Raw genomic sequence first — 18,428 nt, 5'->3', positions numbered from 1 at the left:
TTATAAAAAAACAATCACTTGTATCAATAAAGTATTATTTTAAAACTAAATATATTTTGGGTTTTGCAATCAAAAAAGAAAAAATTTGGAAGACTATGCTTCCAAATTTTTGCATCAAATTTTCTAAGGGAGTTAAATTTTCAAAAATTAATCTAATTTTTGACCTAGGACATTTCCTTGCATATCCGTATAAACTTTCATGTTATTATTAAACTTAAATTTATAACCATTAATTTCTTTATCTATTTCAAGAATTTGAGCATTTGGTTGAGTTGTGCTTACTTTTTTCATAACACTAGGTAAAATAGTATGTGGTAAAGCCTTATATTTTCCATCAACTTCTTTCCAATCTCCATTGATCATAAAATCAATTTCAGTTCCATCATTTAAAATTACATCATAAGAATCTATATCTTTTTTCACCAAACCAATTTGAGCGGTTTTAAAATTTTTAGAAATAAATTCTTTGGCATTATTTGGAAGTTCGCTAGCAGGAACAACCATATCTTTAGCTAAAAGCACTGTAGCACCCAACAAAGCAAGTAAAGTTAATTTTGCTTTCATAGTTTCTCCTTTTTTGTCTTGGTTGGCGAAAGTTTAACTCAAAACTGTGAAGTGAATGTGAAACTTAAAAAATAATTTTCAAGCTTTCGTTCTCAACACTTATACCTTGACTTTTTATAAATTTTATTTCTTTTCCATCTTCAAATTTTAAAATATCTTTATCTTTTAGATTAATATCATAAGTTAAAATATGTAAAACAATATCATAAATACAAAAGAAAAGTTCTTTTTCTTCTATGTTTAAATCACAAACTTCAAGTTCTAATTTATCAAAATTTCTAAGCCCATAAGTATAAGCATTAACTCCATTTTCACTAGGATAAACACTAACATATATCCAATTATATACCGGTAAGCGATTATCATCTAACATTTTTGCATTTTCTATATAAAAACTGGGCTCTAGAACAACTGCACCTGTATAAAAACCTAAAGCATGTTTATTATCCAAACATAAAGCTGCAATTTTCGTAAACATTTTAGCTTGTTCTAATTTGCTTTGATCTTGACTTAGCACCGCTATAAGAAGGTGAGCTTTATGTTTTTTAGTTTGCTCTAAGGCATCTTTCCATATAAAATTAAAATTTGCATAGTATTCTGCTTCGTGATTAGGTATAGGATTTTTAATCAAATTTAGAGTAACCAACATATTTTCATGTGAAAAAATCACTCCCTCTTTGGTAAAATTTTCATCAGCTATTTTTATATTAAATTTATCTTCTAAAATGCTTTTTAACTCCGAAAAATTAAAATCAACTTCATCAAGAAGAACAAAAGAGGTAAAATTGTGATTTAAATCTATAGTCATATTAAACCCTATTAAATTTTTATAAATTATAACCTAATAAAAATAAAAACTATAAACAAGAATTTCTTAAAAATTATGATAATTGATATTAATTATAAATTTATTTTTTATATAGTATAATCTTTTAAAATTTAGTAAGTATATTTTTGGAGAAAAATGTGGCATTTCTAAAAGATTACATCGATTTAATTATCTTTTTAATTCTAGGAATTATGGCATTTATAGCTTTTTGGTGTGTTGTAGAAAGAATGCTATTTTTTAGAAAAATTAACTTTAAAAATTATGAGAATCAAGAGCAATTTGATGATGCGATTAGTGAAAATTTAACCACTATATATATCATCTATTCCAATGCCCCTTATATAGGACTTTTAGGCACTGTAATAGGCATCATGGTTACATTTTACGAAATGGGCTTAACGGGCAATATAGATGTCAAATCTATAGTTGTGGGACTTTCTTTAGCTCTTAAAGCTACAGCCTTAGGACTTTTGGTTGCTATTCCTGCTTTAATGGCTTATAATACCTTACTTAGAAAAGTTTCCCTCTTAAGTAATGCTTATAAGGCAAATAAAAATGCTTAAACTACCAAAAAATGAAGGTTTAAATATAGTTCCATTTATAGACATTATGCTTGTTTTGCTTGCTATAGTACTTAGTATTTCAACCTTTATTGCGCATGGAAAAATTCAAATCTCACTTCCTTCAAGTGAAAATGCTACCAATATAAGCAATAATGAAAAAAAACTTCTTATAACCATAGACGAAAAAAATACTTTTTATTTAAATGATAAATTAGCTGATTTAAATGAAGTTCAAAATGCTATTTTTTCACTTGATAAAAAAACCATAGTAGAACTAAAAAGCGATAAAAATGCTAAATTTGAAAGCTTTGTAAAAATTATAGATTTTTTAAAAGCCAAAGAACATGAAAATTTTCAAATTCTTACTGAGAAAAACAAATGAAAACTTTATTTTTAAATCATAAATACCAAGCTTCTTATATAACTTTTATAGTCTTTATACCTTTGCTTTTTGTCATTTTTCACTCAAATGACTTTTTTAAAATGGAAATTAAAAATGAAGATTCTTTTTCTTTAGCAATAAAACAGTTTACCCAAACTAATCCAACAAATGAGACTAAACCAACAGAATCCATTATAGAACCTATCAAACCAAAACCTCAGCCAAAAGTTATTAAAAAAACTCCTGAAAAAATGCAAAAAAAGATAAAAAAAACACCTTCACATCCAATACCAAATAAAATCCCAATAGCACCAACTCAAGAAGTTAAAACTTTTACAAAAACAACTGATACAAATGTCAAACCTAAAATCACCCAATTAACACAAGGAAAAGATAATCACCCTGTATTAAAAGAAATCCAAAAAGCTATACAACAAGCACAATTTTATCCAAGGCAAGCAAAAAAAATGCGTATGCAAGGAACTGTAAAAGTAGAATTTTTATGGAAAGAAAATAAAACTTTAACAGATTTAAAAATCATAGAAAGCTCAGGATATGATTTGTTAGATAAAAGTGCTTTAGAAAGCATAAAAAAAGCTTCTTTAAATTTTCCACACTATAACGGGGATTTAAGAATTACACTACCTATTATATATGATTTTAAAATCTTAAGAGGGTAAAATTATAATTTGCTACACTCTCTTATCTACAATTTGTGTTTCTTGATTTTCAATTTTATTTTGAAAATCTTTACTTAAATTCTGACTTAATTCTTGCAAAGATTTTTGCTTCAGTTTTTCAAATTCTTCAGGATTGCTAGCCTCAAGCTTTGCCTGCTCATCAGCACTTAAAGCACTTAAACCTTTTTCTTGGGCTTTTTGAAGTAAATCTTCGTCTTCTTTTTCTTTGATATTATTTTCCTTATCATCTTTTTTATTGATTTTTTGCGGATCTATGGTTTTCATAGCATTAGCTCCACCACCTGATGCTTCTTTAATGTCGCTTAAAATTTCTCTCATGCTAGGCTCTTTAACATCACTATCATCAACTTTACCATCTTTATTTACATCTTTATCAATAAAAAAATTTAATTTTTCTTCTATATTTGCATCATCAGATATTTTTTCATCGCTTGTTTTAAAGCCTAAATTTTGCATACTTTGTTGAAGGGTGCTTGTATTAAAATTTAATTTTACACTTTGTTGTTTATTATTTAAATTTGAATTTAAAGAACCAAAATTATCTTTTACACTTTCAAACCAATTTGAAACAAATTGGTTTGCTTCGCCATTAAGCCTTATACTACCATCATTTCTAGCAACATAATTCGTATAAGAACTGAAATTTTTTTGTAAACTACTATAATTTTCATCGCTTAAATTTAAAGCTATAAGTTCACCTTGCTTATTTTCAAAAACAACCTTAACACCATCGCTATTTAAACTCGAAAGATCTTGCACGGGAATTTTATCTTGATCTTCTTTTTTTAATACGCTAAGCTCTTTTTTATCAACATTATTAGTTAAAGAATGAGTTAAACTAGTAGAAGTATCGATTTTCATTATTTATCCTTTTTTACATTTTGCAAATAAACCTAAACGACACATTTTTCTCTCATGTGAATTTTTTAAAGAATTACACTTTTTAAGTTCTTGCTCGTAGTTAGCACAAGAATTTGCAAAAGCAAAAGAACTCAAAATGCTTAAAACCAAAATTATTTTTAACATTTTCCAATCCTTATTTTAAAGATTTTTTAGTTAAAATTATACCTTTTATAATCGACAAAATCTTAAAAAATTTTATAATCTCAGAAAGGAATCAATGAAAGCATTAGCTCTTTTTAGCGGTGGGCTTGATAGTATGCTTGCAATGAAACTCATCACTGCACAAGGCATAGAAGTTAAAGCTCTAAATATCAACATAGGTTTTGGAAGCACAAGTGATAAAAGCGAAATCATGAAAAAGCGTGCGGCAATGGTAGGTGCAGATTTTGAAATGATAGATGTAAGAAATTCCTATCTTCAAGAAGTGCTTTTTAATCCACAATATGGCTATGGCAAACATTTTAATCCTTGTATAGATTGTCATGCTTTTATGTTTAAAACTGCTCTTGCTATGTTAAAAGAAGAAAATGCAAGCTTTATCATCACAGGAGAAGTTTTAGGACAACGCCCTATGAGTCAAAGAAGTGATGCGATGGCAAAGGTTAAAAAACTTGCTCTTGATGAAGAAGATTTAATCTTACGTCCTATGTGTGCAAAAAACCTACCTCTAACCAAACCTGAAAGAGAAGGTTGGGTAGATAGAGAAAAACTCGAAGGTATTAGTGGAAGAAGTCGTAAAAGACAACTTGAACTTGCAGCTAAATTTGGCTTAGAAGACTTTGAAAGCCCAGGTGGAGGTTGTTTGCTAACTCTTGATAGTTTTGCTAAAAAAATTCGAGATTTCATAGAATTTGACAAAGATATGCAGGTTAATGACGCACAACTTTTAAAATATGGTCGTCATTTAAGATTACCCAATGGAGCTAAAATGATCATAGGTAGAAATGAACTTGAAAATACTCTTTTAAAAGGTTTAAAAACTCCTAAATATGAAGTAATAGAACTTGGAGATTTAATCGGAGCTTACTCTTTGGTAGATGAAAAAATTTCAGAAAAAGACTTAGAACTTGCCTTAAAAATAGCCCTTACCTATACTAAACACGAAGTAGGAAAAAGCCATGAACTTAAATTTAAAAATCAAGCTTATACAAGTATAGCTTTTGAAAATAAGGCTGATATTAATCAATTTTTTATTAGTTAAAGTATAAAGTATTTAGCAAAACAAGCGATATAGTATTTGAATCTTTTCAAAATATTGCAATCAAGCCCATGAAAATGGGCTTTTTTATTTTAATCCATAAGCATTTTTTAAATTGTTTAAATTCGCACTCGCATTCAAAAGCAAACAATCAGCCAAAACCAAACGCACCATAGCACTAGCTACAACACTTCCTCTAACACCTACACAAGGATCATGCCTACCTTTGAGTTCAAATTCCAAATTATTGCCAAATTTATCTATACTTTCTTGCTTGGCAAAAATAGAAGGAGTAGGTTTAAAATAAGTTTTTAAAATAAGATTTTCTCCATTTGAAATTCCTCCTAAAATTCCTCCACTATGATTGCTTAAAAACTTGCCATCTTTTAAAGCATCATTATTACACGATCCGCGCATTTTGCTTGCATTAATACCTTCGCCTATTTCAACTGCTTTAACAGCATTAATTCCCATTAAAGCATGAGCTAATTTAGAGTCTAACTTATCATAAAGAACTTCTCCAAGTCCCACAAGCATACCACTAACTTTTGTAAAAACAGCAGCGCCTACACTATCTTTTGAATTTCTAGCATTTAAAATTTCATTTTTAAAGTCACTTTCTAGTTTTGGATCAAGGCAAAAAATTTCACTTTTCTTAGCAAATTCAAAATCAAATTCTTCTTCTTTCAAATTTGATACAAAAGTTCCTATTCCAAAAACACCACTTTGAACACAAATGCCAAATTCACACAAAAGCATCGCTGCAACTGCACCACCAGCCACTCTAGCAACACTTTCTCTAGCGCTTGATCTACCTCCACCCCTATGATCTCTTATGCCATATTTATAAAAATAAGCAAAATCCGCATGAGCAGGACGAAATAGATCTTTTAAATTATCATAATCCTTAGAATGAGCATTTTCATTAAAAACTACTATAGCTATAGGATGACCCGTTGTATATCCTTCAAAAACTCCACTTAAAACCTGAGCTTTATCGCTTTCTTTTCTTGGTGTTGCAAATTTACTTCCGCCTTTGCGTTTATCAAGCTCATTTTGTAAAAATTCTTCATCAAATTTAACTCCAGCAGGCACTCCATCAATAATACATCCAACAGCCACACCATGAGACTCACCAAAACTTGTAAATTTCAATCTCGTACCAAAGGTATTCACTATAAAGCTCCTAATTTCTCAAGTGCAATTTTTGCTGCCATTTGCTGTGCTTCTTTTTTGCTTCCCGCAATAGCTCTTGCAAGTTCTTTACCATCAAGCATTAAAGCGATTTCAAATTGCTTTAAATGATCAGGACCAAAAGCACGCACTGTTTCATACTGCGGAGTTTGTCCGATTTTTCCCTGTGTAATCTCTTGTAATTTTGTTTTATAATCTTTTATAAGAATTTTTGCATCAATTTGAGGGAAATTTTTTTCTATAAGTCTTAAAGCAATAGTTTTTGCAAACTCAAACCCAGCTTCTAAATGTATAGCACCTATAATGGCTTCTAACGCATCTGAAAGTATAGAAGGCTTTTCTTTTCCTCCATTGTTTTCCTCAGCAACACTCATAAAAATAAAATCGCCCAAATTTAAACTATTTGCAATTTTTGCAAAAGACTTTTCATTCACTAAAGCCGCTCTAAGCTTAGATAAATCTCCTTCGGCATCTTTGGCGAATTTATGAAAAAGGTATTCACCCACAACTAAATCAAGCACGGCATCACCTAAAAATTCCAGGCGTTCGTTGTTGTAAGATTTTTTAAAACTTTTATGGGTTAAAGCATGTATAAGAAGACTTTTATCTTTAAATTCATAAGTTAAACTCTGCTCTAGTTTTTCAATGTTTTTCATCATTTTCCCTTGCAATTTTCAAAGCAGCTTCACGCGCCAATGTATCACATCTTTCATTTTCCAAATGTCCATTATGTGCTTTTACCCAAAAAGCCTTAATCTTATGAGATTTTGCCACTTTAATATATTCCTTCCATAAATCTATATTTTTTTTACCTTTAAAATCCTTTTTTATCCATCCTTCTAGCCATTCATTAATACTTTGAACCATTAGGTTAGAATCTGTAAAAAGCGAAATTTCACAAGGCTCTTTTAAAGCCTTCAAAGATTCAATAATTGCCATTAGCTCCATTCTATTGTTAGTAGTATTAGCCTCAGCTCCAAAACCTTCCTTTTGATACTCCTTATAACGCAAAATATAAGCCCATCCGCCAAAACCTGGATTATTAAGACATGAACCGTCTGTATAAATTTCAATGTGTTTCATTGTTTTTCACTTCATAAATAATTGTACAAGTATTAAACTCATAACAAATAGGACAGTGATAAAAAAATAAAGGCATAACATTTTTACACTCAGAACAACGATATGAAAATTCTAACCCCGCATTAAAAGAATTATCTTTTAAAATTTTTAACATTTTAAAATTAGAATTTTTAAAAACAAACTGATGTGTATCATCATGCTTTGAAATTTTACCCAAAGCATAAAAGAATTCTAAAAAATCTTGATTTTCTAAATTAAACGCTTCATTTTCTCTATAAAGCAAATCACAAATATCAAAAAAATTTTGCCCTAAAAACATATGATATTTTTCAAAAACTAAACGCCCTAACATAGGATTATCTTCTATTTTAAATTCTAAAAGTTTTTTCTTTTTTTCTTCATCAGTGATATTAAAAGTACAAAGTTCTAAAGCTTTGATAAAATCATGCTCTTTTTGCACATCTTCATTAAGCTCAAAAAGACATTCTAAAAGTTCTAAATTTTCTTTATAAGAACGGAGTTTTAAATAAACAATTTTTAAAAGTTTTAAGGCTTGTATATTTCTTGGACGCAGTTTTAAAACTTGTAATAAAACTTCTTTTGCACGCTCTAAAAATCCTGCTTTAAAATAAACTTTTGCTAAAGAAAGGAAAATAAATTCTCTTTCTTGTTTATCTTTACATTTTTCAAGAGCAATCAAATAAATTTGAGTTGCTTTTTCAAATTCCCCACTTTTGGTAAAAATTTCAGCCAAAAAACTTAAATTTCCAAAACTCAAGCTACTATTTCTTAACAACTCTTTATGAGCGTTATCCATTTCAAATTTTTTTATAAATTTTTCAAGCTTTTGTTCTTCATCTTTGTTAGCAAATATTTTCCAAATATAATTTGCAACAGCTACAACAAATACTAAAATGGTTAAAATTATAAGCCCTACTAAAGGGTCTCTGTATTCTACAAAGAAAAAATCCATAGTCTCGCTCTAAAAATTTTATGCCAAATTATAGCCAAATCTTTGTATAATTTTAACAAGGTTTGTAAAATGATAACTAAAGAAAGTATAGAAAATTTATCCCAAAGACTTAATATTGTTGATATTATAGAAAATTATATTGAAGTAAAAAAACAAGGCTCTAGTTTTGTGTGTATCTGTCCTTTCCATGCAGATAAAAACCCGTCTATGCATATCAATCCTACCAAAGGTTTTTATCATTGTTTTGCTTGCAAGGCTGGTGGAGATGCTTTTAAATTTGTAATGGATTATGAAAAATTAAGTTTTGCCGATGCAGTTGAAAAAGTTGCAAGCCTTAGTAATTTTACTTTGAGTTATACAAAAGAAAAACAAGAAAATAAAAAAGAGCTAAAGTCTATACTACCAAGCTTAAATGCATATTTTAAAGATAATCTCAAACACCACAAAGAAGTTTTAACCTATCTTTACCAAAGAGCTTTAAATGACAAAGATATAGCCAAATTCGAATTAGGTTTTGCAGGAGCAAGTGAAGATAGTATAAGATTATTGCAAAATCAAAAAATTCCTTTAGAAGATGCTATGAGTGTTGGAGCTTTAAAAAAAGATGAAAATAATGAATTTTACGCAAGTTTTATATGGCGTATCACCTTTCCAATCTACGATCATAAAGACTTATTAGTAGGGTTTGGAGGGCGTACTTTAAATCCCAATGTACCGGCAAAGTATGTAAATTCACCCCAAAATATACTTTTTGATAAAAGTAGAATTTTTTATGCTTTTAACATCGCTAAAGAAAATATAGCCAAAAAAAAAGAAATAATAGTATGTGAAGGCTACATGGATGCAATAGCTTTTCACAAAGCAGGGTTTAACAACGCTGTAGCAGTTCTTGGAACAGCATTAACCGAACATCATCTACCCTTAATCCGCCGTTATGATGCAAAAGTGATTTTATGTTTTGACAATGATGAAGCAGGATTAAAAGCTGCGACACGATCTGCATTTTTATTAAGCACAAACAAAATAGACGGTAAAGTGGCAATTTTACAAGGCGGAAAAGATCCCGCTGAGCTCGTAGCAAAAAATGAAAGCACAAAACTTCATAATATACTCGATGAAGGAATAGAGCTTGGTGAATTTTATATCAGACGCTTAATATCCACTCATTCCATAATTTCTGCTCTTGACAAACAAAAAGCTTTAGAAACTATACAAAAATTCACCTTTAATCTTGAACCTTTAGTGGCAAATTCTTACACTGGTCTAGTTTCAAATTTATTAAAAGTGGATGAAAAATTTATCGTCTTATCACAAAATTCAAAAAAAACCATACAAACCCCTTTAATTTCTCAAAATAAATACAATTTTCCTAAAGAAAAAATTCACATTGCAGAATTAGAACTTATAGCTTTTTTAAAACAGCATCCAGATATATGTAACGATTTTAAGCAAATTAGTGATAGTGTTTGTTTTAAGCATAAAATTTTATTGGATAAAATTTTAGAAAAAAAAGGTTATGAAGATAGTGATATTAGAGAATTTGAAAGTAAAAATATTCGAAAAAATTTAAACTATAGCGAATTCTTGTTAGGTATTTGCAAGGTTAATTTAGCTTTTTTAAACAATGTAAAAATTAAAAATTCTACACTCGCATTAAAAAAACAACTTTTTACGCTTATTGATAAAAATTTAAATCTTCTAATTAAAAATTTAAATACCGAAGAATTAAATAATTTTTTAAAAGAATATTTAAGCTTCTTAAAATATGAAAAAAACGAAGAAATTCTGCAACAATCATTTAGAAACTTAAATGGAATTTTTAGTAACAAAAACTTTACAGCTTATGATTTAGGATTTAGCGCACAAGATAATGACGAACCTTTTTAATTTATTTAAATTTCAAGCCTTAATTTACCTTTTTTTAAACACAATCACGCTAAAGTATATAAAAATTTTTAAGGATAAATTATGATGCCTTTTAGTGATGAAGAGCTTATAAATCCTGTTAAAGCAAGTTTAGAAAAGAGCTTGCCTATGCTTGAACGTGATGGCGGAGGGCTTGAATTTTTAGGGATTAAAAATGGGGTTGTTTATGTCCATTTAATAGGAGCTTGCAAAGGTTGTGCATCAAGTGGAACGACACTAAAATACGGTCTTGAAAGGCAACTTAAGATTGATATTCATCCAGAAATCACTATAATCAATTTAAACGGCGGAGCAGACGAATTTGCAAAATTATAAAAAACTTGGAATTGAACATTTTTACAAAAAAGATTTTAAAACTGCAAAAATGTATTTTTCTATGGCCTATGAAAAACGCAAAAATAAACGCTTGCTAAATTTTATCTGCCTTTGCGATCTTGCTTTAAAATCTCCTAAAGAAGCTTCTTTACTTTTTGATTTTTATATAGAACATTACAAAATCTCTAGCATTGATAAAGACTTAGAAGAAATTTTAAGTACAATTGAATTTAAAAAACAAGAAAACGAACAAGAAAACGAATTTGAAGATGGGCATGCGTTAAATTATCAAGATTTTTTAAAAAGCGAAGAAGAACTTGGCTTTCAAAAAAGTTTTGAAAATATCATTAATAGCACTAAATTAGTTATTGATAATCGTGATGATTTTTTAGATTTTTTGGAAAAATTACTTGATAATGGCTATAAAGATATGACTTTAAATTATATAGAAAATGTTATGCCTCATTTTTGGGCAAATGATAGATTTATCAAACTCCAAGAAAAACTCATAGGATTTAAAAGTGAAATTAAAACTTGAAAATTCATTCATTACAGATAATACCTTAGAGTGCGAAAAAGAATGCTTTTTTTTACAAACCACACAAAATACTAAATTTCACGCTCAAGCCTTAGAAAAAGGTGCAAAAATTATTGATGTAAATGAGTGTAAAAAACTTTTAAAAATCGATGAAAAGATTCAAATCATAGGAATCACAGGAACCAATGGCAAAACCACAACCGCAGCAGCGATTTATTCTATCTTATTGGATTTAGGTTATAAATGCGGGCTTTGCGGGACAAGAGGAGCTTTTATCAACGATGAACAAGTTGATGAAAAATCCTTAACCACCTCCCCTATTCTTAAAACCTTAGAGTACCTACAAATAGCCACTCAAAAAAAATGTGATTTTTTCATCATGGAAGTAAGCTCACACGCACTCGTTCAAAACCGTATCGAAGGCTTAAATTTTGCTGCTAAAATTTTTACCAATATCACTCAAGATCATTTAGATTTTCACGGTACTTTTGAAAATTACAAAGAAGCAAAAGAACTTTTTTTTACAGATGAGAGTTTAAAATTTATCAACAAAGATGCTTTGGCTATTAAATTTAATGTGCGTAACGCTTTTACTTATGGCATAGAAAATCCTGCTTTATATCAAATCAAAGCTTATTCTTTAGAAGAAGGTATTAGCGCTATTGTAACAAATAAAAATCAAACTTTTCACATAGACTCGCCCTTGCTAGGACTTTTTAATCTTTACAATCTTCTAGTTGCTAGTGCTTGTGTGAATGAACTCGTAAAGCCTGATTTAAAAGACTTGGAAAATGCTATCAGTGGATTTGGCGGGGTTTGTGGCAGGGTAGAACAAGTAGCAAAAGGCGTGATTGTGGATTTTGCTCATACGCCTGATGGCATTGAAAAAGTGCTTGACACTCTTAAAAATAAAAAGCTCATCGTTGTTTTTGGAGCAGGTGGAGATAGAGATAAAACCAAACGCCCTTTAATGGGAAAAATCGTCGAACATTTTGCAAAAATTGCTATCATTACAAGTGATAATCCACGCAGCGAAGAACCAAAAACCATCATGGAAGAAATTTTATCAGGCTTCGCTAAAAAAGAAAAAGTTTTAGTGATAGAAGATAGAAAAGAAGCCATAAAAAAAGCTTTAGAACTAAAAGAAAATGACGATTTAGTCGTTATTTTAGGCAAAGGTGATGAAACTACTCAAGAAATTAAAGGGATAAAATATCCTTTTAGCGATAAAGTAGTTGTTAATGAAATTTTAAAAAATCAAGGATAATCAATGTTTGAAAATATGGATTTTTCTAAAATGGGAGAACTTTTAAATCAAGTTCAAGAAAAAGCAAAAAATATAGAATTAGAACTTGCAAATCGTGAATTTAGCGCCAAAAGTGGAGCAGGACTTGTTAAAGTAAGCGCCAATGGAAAAGGCGAGATTATCGATGTTAGCATTGATGATTCTTTACTTGAAGATAAAGAGTCCTTGCAAATTTTACTTATTTCTGCAATTAATGATGTTTTGGCTATGGTTGCGCAAAATCGTTCCAATATGGCGAATGATGTTTTAGGCGGTTTTGGAGGTATGAAATTATGAAAAAAATTTTAATTATTTGCATGCTTTTTACTTTGTCTTTTGGTATAGAAAGACCTAAATTTGAAGATTTTTTAGCAGGTTATGAAAGAAATAAGGCAAGCATGCTCAACTATGAAGGAATGCCAGCTTTTGCACTCAGTGAAAATTTACTTGCTGTATTAAAACAACCTAATGCTAAGCTTAATAAATATGTAAAATACGATCCATTTTTAAATTTATATCTTGTAAGAACTGACTTTAGCCTAATCCCTACTCCTATGGGTGATGAAGAAAAACTTACTCGTAATGATTGGGTTGGAATTTGGGATCCTAATAAACCTTATATAGGACATATTAAGTATTTAGCTCAAAATATTGATGAAAAAGATCAACTTGATTTTAATTCTAAAATAGGACTTTTAGGGACTCCATGCTGTGAAATGATGGGGATTGCTTTAAATAATAGCTCTTTTATAGGCAATCGCTATTTAAAACATTTTATGAAATATAACGATGTTTATTGGGGGGATATTGGCGTTGATTTTGTTGTTCGAGAAAATAAAATTTATGTTAACAATGTAAGAAAAAATCCACAATTTTTAATCAACGATCAAGTTATAAGTGTTGATGGCTTGCCCGCCAATGATTTAAGAAAACTCAATGAAAAAATTCTTTTTGCAGATCGCGGAAGCACTCTTTATTTTCAAGTGTTGCGTGATAATATGGATTTAAATATTTCTACTGAAGTTTTTGCAAAAGATTTGAGCAAATTTAACCTTCCTGATTCTAAACCAAAACCAAAAATTACAAATTTCACAAGCAATCTTGGTTTAACGGTTAATACTAGTCTTGTTGTAACCAAAATAGATCCAAAATCAAAAGCATCAAATGCAGGATTTATGGTAGGAGATAAAATTTTACGCGTTAATAATATTATTTTAAATAATTTTAAAGAATTACAAAATATTTTAAGCGCTGGTAATGACTTTAGCATCTTAATTGAACGCAAAAGTACTAAATTACCTTTATCAAATTTCAACAATGAACTAGGCGGAAATGCCAACTCAGGTGGCGATGGTAAATTTCAATTTTTCATAAGGCTTACTAAGTGAATTTAAAAGAACTTTTTATCCATCACTTAGAAAAAAATCTACCTAAGGTTGAAAGCTTTCATCCTTTTTTTAATGAAGCTTTAGCCCTTATGCTAAAAGCAGGAGGAAAGCATTTTCGTGCACAATTGCTTTTAAGCGTAGTACAAAGCAATAAACCTGAACTTTTAAATCAAGCTTTAGATGTGGCTTTAGCTTTGGAATTTATCCATACTTATTCACTCATACACGATGATTTACCCGCTATGGATAATGCGGACTTTAGACGAGGAATTCCAACCTTACACAAAAGCTACGATGAAACTACAGCCATCTTAGTGGGCGATGCTTTAAATACTGAAGCTTTTTTAGCTCTAAGTCATGCTCATTTAAAAGATGAAATCAAAATCAAACTCATAAAAACCCTTGCCTTTAATGCAGGACTTAATGGAATGGTTATAGGACAAGCTATTGATTGTTTTTTTGAAGACAAAAGACTGAGTTTAAATGAACTTGAGTTTTTACATACACACAAAACCGCAAGATTAATCGCTGCAGCTTTAAAAATGGGTTGTGAAATTTGCGAACTTAACAACGAAGAAAGCAATCAAATTTACAAACTTGGTTTAAAACTAGGACTGATTTTTCAAATCAATGATGATATTATCGATGTAACTACAAGTCAAGAACAAAGCGGAAAGCCTACTAACAACGATATTCATAAAAATTCTTTTGTCAATTTGCTTGGACTTGAACAAGCCATAAAAACAAAAGAAAATCTTCTTAGTGAATGCGAACAAGACTTAGAAAAACTTAATGAAAAACTCGCACAAATGATACAAAATTTAATAATTCAATACTTATAAAGGCAAAAAATGGACATTCAAATTTTACAAGAACAGGCAAATACTCTAAGATTTTTAAGTGCCGATATGGTGCAAAAAGCAAACTCAGGACACCCAGGTGCACCTTTGGGCTTAGCAGATATTTTAAGTGTTTTAAGTTATCATTTAAAGCACAATCCTAAAAATCCCACTTGGCTAAACCGTGATAGACTTATATTTTCAGGTGGACATGCAAGTGCTTTGCTTTATAGTTTTTTACATTTAAGTGGCTATGATTTAAGCTTGGAAGATCTTAAAAATTTCCGCCAACTTCATGCTAAAACCCCTGGACACCCTGAAATTTCAACTCTTGGAGTAGAAATCGCTACAGGCCCTTTAGGGCAAGGCGTTGCCAATGCCGTAGGCTTTGCTATGGCAGCAAAAAAAGCACAAAATTTGCTAGGTAGTGATTTAATCGATCATAAAATTTATTGTCTTTGCGGAGATGGGGATTTACAAGAAGGCATTTCTTATGAAGCTTGTTCTTTAGCAGGACTTCACAAACTTGATAATTTCATACTTATTTACGATAGCAACAATATCTCCATAGAAGGCGATGTAGGTTTAGCCTTTAATGAAAATGTAAAAATGCGTTTTGAAGCACAAGGATTTGAAGTTTTAAGTATAAATGGACACAATTACGAAGAAATCAATAAAGCCTTAGAACAAGCTAAAAAATCCACAAAACCTTGTCTTATCATCGCAAAAACAACTATAGCAAAGGGTGCAGGAGAGCTTGAAGGCAGTCATAAAAGCCATGGTGCACCTTTGGGCGAAGAAGTGATTAAAAAAGCCAAAGAACAAGCAGGTTTTGTTCCAAATATCAGTTTTCATATCCCACAAGCAAGCAAAATCCGCTTTGAAAGTGCTGTAGAACTTGGGGATTTAGAAGAAGCAAAATGGAAAGATAAACTTGAAAAAAGTGGTAAAAAAGAACTTTTAGAAAGGCTATTAAACCCTGATTTTAGCAAGATAGCTTATCCTGATTTTAAAGGAAAAGATCTTGCTACAAGAGATAGCAATGGTGAAATTTTAAATGTTTTAGCTAAAAATTTAGAAGGATTTTTAGGTGGAAGTGCGGATTTAGGCCCTTCAAATAAAACAGAACTTCACGGTATGGGAGACTTTATAGAAGGTAAAAATATCCATTTTGGCATCAGAGAACACGCTATGGCAGCGATTAACAATGCTTTTGCAAGATATGGAATTTTCTTACCATTTTCGGCAACTTTTTTCATCTTTAGCGAGTACTTAAAACCTGCCGCAAGAATAGCAGCCCTAATGAAAATCAAACATTTTTTCATTTTCACACACGATAGCATAGGTGTGGGCGAAGATGGACCAACACACCAACCTATAGAACAACTTAGCACTTTTAGAGCTATGCCAAATTTTTTAACCTTTAGACCTGCTGATGGAGTGGAAAATGTCAAAGCTTGGCAAATAGCCTTAAATGAAGGTATTCCAAGTGCTTTTGTGCTTTCACGCCAAAAACTCAAAGCTCTAAATGAACCCGTTTTTGGAGATGTAAAAAACGGAGCATATTTACTTAAAGAAAGCAAAGATGCTAAATTTACACTTTTAGCGAGCGGAAGTGAAGTTTGGCTTTGTTTAGAAAGTGCAAACGAACTAGAAAAACAAGGTTTTGCTTGTAATGTTGTTTCCATGCCTTGTTTTGAACTTTTTGAAAAACAAGATAAAGCTTATCAAGAAAGATTGTTAAAAGGTGAAGTTATAGGTGTTGAAGCAGCGCATTCTAATGAACTTTATAAATTTTGCCATAAAGTGTATGGTATAGAAAGTTTTGGAGAAAGTGGCAAAGACAAGGATGTTTTTGAACACTTTGGCTTTAGCGTTTCAAAGCTTGTAAATTTTATCCTTAGCAAATAAAATGAATACAAATTTCAAATTTCAAAATAACACTCTTTTTATCTTTGGAATTTGGGATAAAACAAGTATTTATAAGTTAAAAATAAAAGATTTTTTAGCTTTGATTCAAAGCAAGGAAGTGATTTTTGATTTTAAAGATCTAAAAGCAATCGATACCGCTGGAGTGAGATTTTTCCTTGCTTTGGAAAATGACCTTAAAGATAAAAATATTAAAATCACCAAAGAAGGCTTAAATTCACGCTTTCAAACCCTTTTTGAACTTTGTGAAAAAAACTACCAAAGACTAAGCAAAACAAAAAAATCACATAAAAATTTCAGTGAATACTTTATCGATCTTGGAAAATTAAGTTTAGAACTTTTAAAAATTTTAAGAAAATTCATCAATTTCACAGGAGCTTTTTCCACAAGTCTTTTTTTATGCCTTAAAAATCCTAAAAATTTTCGCTTTATTGCTTTTTTATATCATATAGAAAATTCTGCTTTTAAAGCCTTGCCTATAGTTATTTTAACTGCTCTTTTAGTAGGAGTGGTTTTAGCCTATCAGGCCGCTTATCAACTCGCACAATTTGGAGCCAATATTTTCATAGTAGATTTGATGGGAATTTCAGCCACTAGAGAACTTGCACCTTTAATCGCCGCCATAGTGATCGCAGGAAGAAGTGCAAGCTCTTATACCGCACAAATTGGAGTGATGAAAATTACTGATGAAATTGCAGCTATGAATACTATGGGTTTTCGTTCTTTTGAATTTATTATTATTCCACGTGTTATGGCTTTGGTAGTGGCTATGCCTTTAATCGTTGCCATTAGCGATGCAATCAGTATTATAGGTGGAATGATGGTTGCAAAATTAAATCTTGATATTTCTTTTGCCGAATTTTTAAGACGCTTTAGAGAAGCTGTAGATATAAAACATATCTTTATAGGACTTGTAAAAGCACCTATTTTTGGATTTTTAATAGGGCTTATTGCTTGTTTTCGTGGTTTTGAGGTAAAAAACACTACACAAAGCATAGGAATTTATACCACAAAAAGCGTTGTAAATGCTATTTTTTGGGTGATAGCTTTTGATGCTTTATTCTCTGTTATTCTAACTTCTGCAGGAATTTAAATGGTTATTAAAGCACAAAATATCATTACAAAATTTGGAGAAAAAATCGTCCATGATGGCGTAAGTTTTGAAATCAAAAAAAACGAAATTTTTGGTATTTTAGGAGGTAGTGGAAGTGGAAAATCCGTCCTTTTAAAACAAATGCTTATGCTTGAACATTTTGATGGTGGAGAATATGAAATTTTAGGTTATAAACTTAAAAATATCAACGAAGAAGATGCACTTGCTTTGCGTAAAAAATGGGGTGTGGTTTTTCAGTTTGCTGCACTTTTTAGCTTTTTTAATGTTTATGAAAATATAGCCATTCCTTTAAAAGAATACACTCATTTAGATGAAAATAGCATACAAGAACTGGTTTTAATGAAGCTAAAAATGGTAGGTTTAAACGAAAGTGTTTTAAAACAATTTCCAAGCGAACTTAGTGGTGGTATGCAAAAAAGAGTGGCAATTGCTAGAGCTTTAGCACTTGATAGTAAGTTACTTTTTTTAGATGAACCTACCTCAGGACTTGACCCTCATAGTAGTCGCGAATTTGACGATTTGGTTTTAGAATTAAAAAAAAGTTTTGATTTAAATATCATTTTGGTTACACATGATAAAGAAAGTATGAAAAATTTACTCGATCGCTTTATCATTTTAGAAAATAAAAAAGTTGGATTTTGCGGTACTTATGAAGAATTACGCCTGCAAAATGAACGACTTTTTAAAAGATTTATGGAGTAAAA

22 protein-coding genes are annotated in these 18,428 nt (G+C 30.3%); 14 read left to right on the top strand and 8 right to left on the bottom strand.

The window, feature by feature from the left end; translation table 11 throughout:
* Nucleotides 1-147 precede the first annotated feature (147 nt).
* Together AJ932_RS09470 and AJ932_RS09465 are read right to left on the bottom strand one after the other, a co-directional pair.
* The gene (locus tag AJ932_RS09470) at nt 148-564 is read right to left on the bottom strand and encodes a PepSY-like domain-containing protein (protein ID WP_070277975.1); all 417 of its coding nucleotides are present in this window, start codon (nt 562-564) and stop codon (nt 148-150) included.
* Between the two features lie 64 nt (nt 565-628).
* A complete protein-coding gene (locus AJ932_RS09465) occupies nt 629-1,372 on the bottom strand; it encodes a DUF4261 domain-containing protein (RefSeq protein ID WP_002881746.1) in 744 nt (247 codons plus the stop codon).
* A 158-nt stretch (nt 1,373-1,530) separates the two neighbouring features.
* Here AJ932_RS09465 and exbB point away from each other — a divergent pair, with 158 nt between their 5' ends.
* Genes exbB through AJ932_RS09450 form a run of 3 tightly spaced genes read left to right on the top strand, consistent with a single transcriptional unit; the run spans nt 1,531 to nt 3,018 of the window.
* Complete coding sequence (gene exbB, locus AJ932_RS09460; RefSeq protein WP_002862270.1) at nt 1,531-1,956, top strand: TonB-system energizer ExbB; 426 nt, start codon at nt 1,531-1,533, stop codon at nt 1,954-1,956.
* Nucleotides 1,949-2,338 carry a TonB system transport protein ExbD gene (exbD, locus tag AJ932_RS09455; RefSeq protein WP_002851470.1) on the top strand — a complete coding sequence of 130 codons (390 nt, stop codon included), beginning with the start codon at nt 1,949-1,951 and terminating at the stop codon, nt 2,336-2,338. Before exbB ends, exbD begins: the two co-directional genes overlap by 8 nt.
* The gene (locus tag AJ932_RS09450; protein ID WP_002862271.1) at nt 2,335-3,018 is read left to right on the top strand and encodes an energy transducer TonB; all 684 of its coding nucleotides are present in this window, start codon (nt 2,335-2,337) and stop codon (nt 3,016-3,018) included. The genes exbD and AJ932_RS09450 overlap by 4 nt, the downstream gene beginning before the upstream one ends.
* A gap of 12 nt (nt 3,019-3,030) precedes the next feature.
* Here the strand turns inward: AJ932_RS09450 and AJ932_RS09445 are convergent, their stop codons facing one another.
* Together AJ932_RS09445 and AJ932_RS09440 are read right to left on the bottom strand one after the other, a co-directional pair.
* Complete coding sequence (locus AJ932_RS09445; RefSeq protein ID WP_002862272.1) at nt 3,031-3,900, bottom strand: hypothetical protein; 870 nt, start codon at nt 3,898-3,900, stop codon at nt 3,031-3,033.
* Between the two features lie 3 nt (nt 3,901-3,903).
* Nucleotides 3,904-4,065, bottom strand: a complete 162-nt coding sequence (locus tag AJ932_RS09440; RefSeq protein ID WP_002778908.1) for a hypothetical protein — start codon at nt 4,063-4,065, stop codon at nt 3,904-3,906.
* A gap of 94 nt (nt 4,066-4,159) precedes the next feature.
* Between AJ932_RS09440 and AJ932_RS09435 the strand changes: the two genes are divergently transcribed.
* Nucleotides 4,160-5,143 (top strand): MnmA/TRMU family protein, encoded by a 984-nt coding sequence (locus AJ932_RS09435; RefSeq protein ID WP_002862273.1) that lies wholly within the window; start codon nt 4,160-4,162, stop codon nt 5,141-5,143.
* An 84-nt stretch (nt 5,144-5,227) separates the two neighbouring features.
* On the opposite strand, the gene aroC is transcribed toward AJ932_RS09435, so the two are convergent.
* The 4 genes from aroC to AJ932_RS09415 are packed head-to-tail and all read right to left on the bottom strand — an operon-like array spanning nt 5,228 to nt 8,390.
* A complete protein-coding gene (gene aroC, locus AJ932_RS09430) occupies nt 5,228-6,316 on the bottom strand; it encodes a chorismate synthase (protein WP_002862274.1) in 1,089 nt (362 codons plus the stop codon).
* On the bottom strand, nt 6,316-6,990 hold the full coding sequence (gene rnc, locus AJ932_RS09425) for a ribonuclease III (protein ID WP_070277977.1): 675 nt from the start codon (nt 6,988-6,990) through the stop codon (nt 6,316-6,318). Before rnc ends, aroC begins: the two co-directional genes overlap by 1 nt.
* The gene (gene rnhA, locus AJ932_RS09420) at nt 6,977-7,417 is read right to left on the bottom strand and encodes a ribonuclease HI (RefSeq protein WP_002851277.1); all 441 of its coding nucleotides are present in this window, start codon (nt 7,415-7,417) and stop codon (nt 6,977-6,979) included. Before rnhA ends, rnc begins: the two co-directional genes overlap by 14 nt.
* A complete protein-coding gene (locus AJ932_RS09415; RefSeq protein WP_044779894.1) occupies nt 7,404-8,390 on the bottom strand; it encodes a hypothetical protein in 987 nt (328 codons plus the stop codon). Before AJ932_RS09415 ends, rnhA begins: the two co-directional genes overlap by 14 nt.
* Nucleotides 8,391-8,459: 69 nt before the next feature.
* Here AJ932_RS09415 and dnaG point away from each other — a divergent pair, with 69 nt between their 5' ends.
* From dnaG to AJ932_RS09365, 10 genes are all read left to right on the top strand, one after another.
* Nucleotides 8,460-10,277 (top strand): DNA primase, encoded by a 1,818-nt coding sequence (dnaG, locus tag AJ932_RS09410; RefSeq protein WP_070277979.1) that lies wholly within the window; start codon nt 8,460-8,462, stop codon nt 10,275-10,277.
* Nucleotides 10,278-10,358: 81 nt separating this feature from the next.
* Nucleotides 10,359-10,631, top strand: coding sequence for a NifU family protein (locus AJ932_RS09405; RefSeq protein ID WP_002866611.1), 273 nt, complete (start codon nt 10,359-10,361; stop codon nt 10,629-10,631).
* Complete coding sequence (locus tag AJ932_RS09400; protein ID WP_070277981.1) at nt 10,618-11,169, top strand: histidine kinase; 552 nt, start codon at nt 10,618-10,620, stop codon at nt 11,167-11,169. The genes AJ932_RS09405 and AJ932_RS09400 overlap by 14 nt, the downstream gene beginning before the upstream one ends.
* Nucleotides 11,153-12,436 (top strand): UDP-N-acetylmuramoyl-L-alanyl-D-glutamate--2,6-diaminopimelate ligase, encoded by a 1,284-nt coding sequence (locus tag AJ932_RS09395; protein WP_070277984.1) that lies wholly within the window; start codon nt 11,153-11,155, stop codon nt 12,434-12,436. Before AJ932_RS09400 ends, AJ932_RS09395 begins: the two co-directional genes overlap by 17 nt.
* A 3-nt stretch (nt 12,437-12,439) precedes the next feature.
* Nucleotides 12,440-12,751 (top strand): YbaB/EbfC family nucleoid-associated protein, encoded by a 312-nt coding sequence (locus tag AJ932_RS09390; protein WP_052949887.1) that lies wholly within the window; start codon nt 12,440-12,442, stop codon nt 12,749-12,751.
* Nucleotides 12,748-13,842: a PDZ domain-containing protein gene (locus AJ932_RS09385; RefSeq protein WP_002870243.1), complete on the top strand. Its 1,095-nt coding sequence runs from the start codon at nt 12,748-12,750 to the stop codon at nt 13,840-13,842. The genes AJ932_RS09390 and AJ932_RS09385 overlap by 4 nt, the downstream gene beginning before the upstream one ends.
* A complete protein-coding gene (locus tag AJ932_RS09380; RefSeq protein ID WP_070277987.1) occupies nt 13,839-14,684 on the top strand; it encodes a polyprenyl synthetase family protein in 846 nt (281 codons plus the stop codon). The genes AJ932_RS09385 and AJ932_RS09380 overlap by 4 nt, the downstream gene beginning before the upstream one ends.
* 9 nt (nt 14,685-14,693) lie before the next feature.
* Nucleotides 14,694-16,592, top strand: a complete 1,899-nt coding sequence (tkt, locus tag AJ932_RS09375; RefSeq protein WP_070277989.1) for a transketolase — start codon at nt 14,694-14,696, stop codon at nt 16,590-16,592.
* A 1-nt stretch (nt 16,593) separates the two neighbouring features.
* Nucleotides 16,594-17,703 (top strand): ABC transporter permease, encoded by a 1,110-nt coding sequence (locus AJ932_RS09370; RefSeq protein WP_070277991.1) that lies wholly within the window; start codon nt 16,594-16,596, stop codon nt 17,701-17,703.
* Nucleotides 17,704-18,426: an ABC transporter ATP-binding protein gene (locus tag AJ932_RS09365; protein WP_002862283.1), complete on the top strand. Its 723-nt coding sequence runs from the start codon at nt 17,704-17,706 to the stop codon at nt 18,424-18,426.
* The last annotated feature ends 2 nt before the right edge of the window (nt 18,427-18,428 follow it).

Source organism: Campylobacter sp. BCW_6873 (genome assembly GCF_001762365.1).
In the GTDB taxonomy this organism is placed as follows: domain Bacteria; phylum Campylobacterota; class Campylobacteria; order Campylobacterales; family Campylobacteraceae; genus Campylobacter_D; species Campylobacter_D jejuni.
Note: the sequence above shows the minus strand (reverse complement) of the source record. Positions and strands in the feature narration are given on the sequence as shown.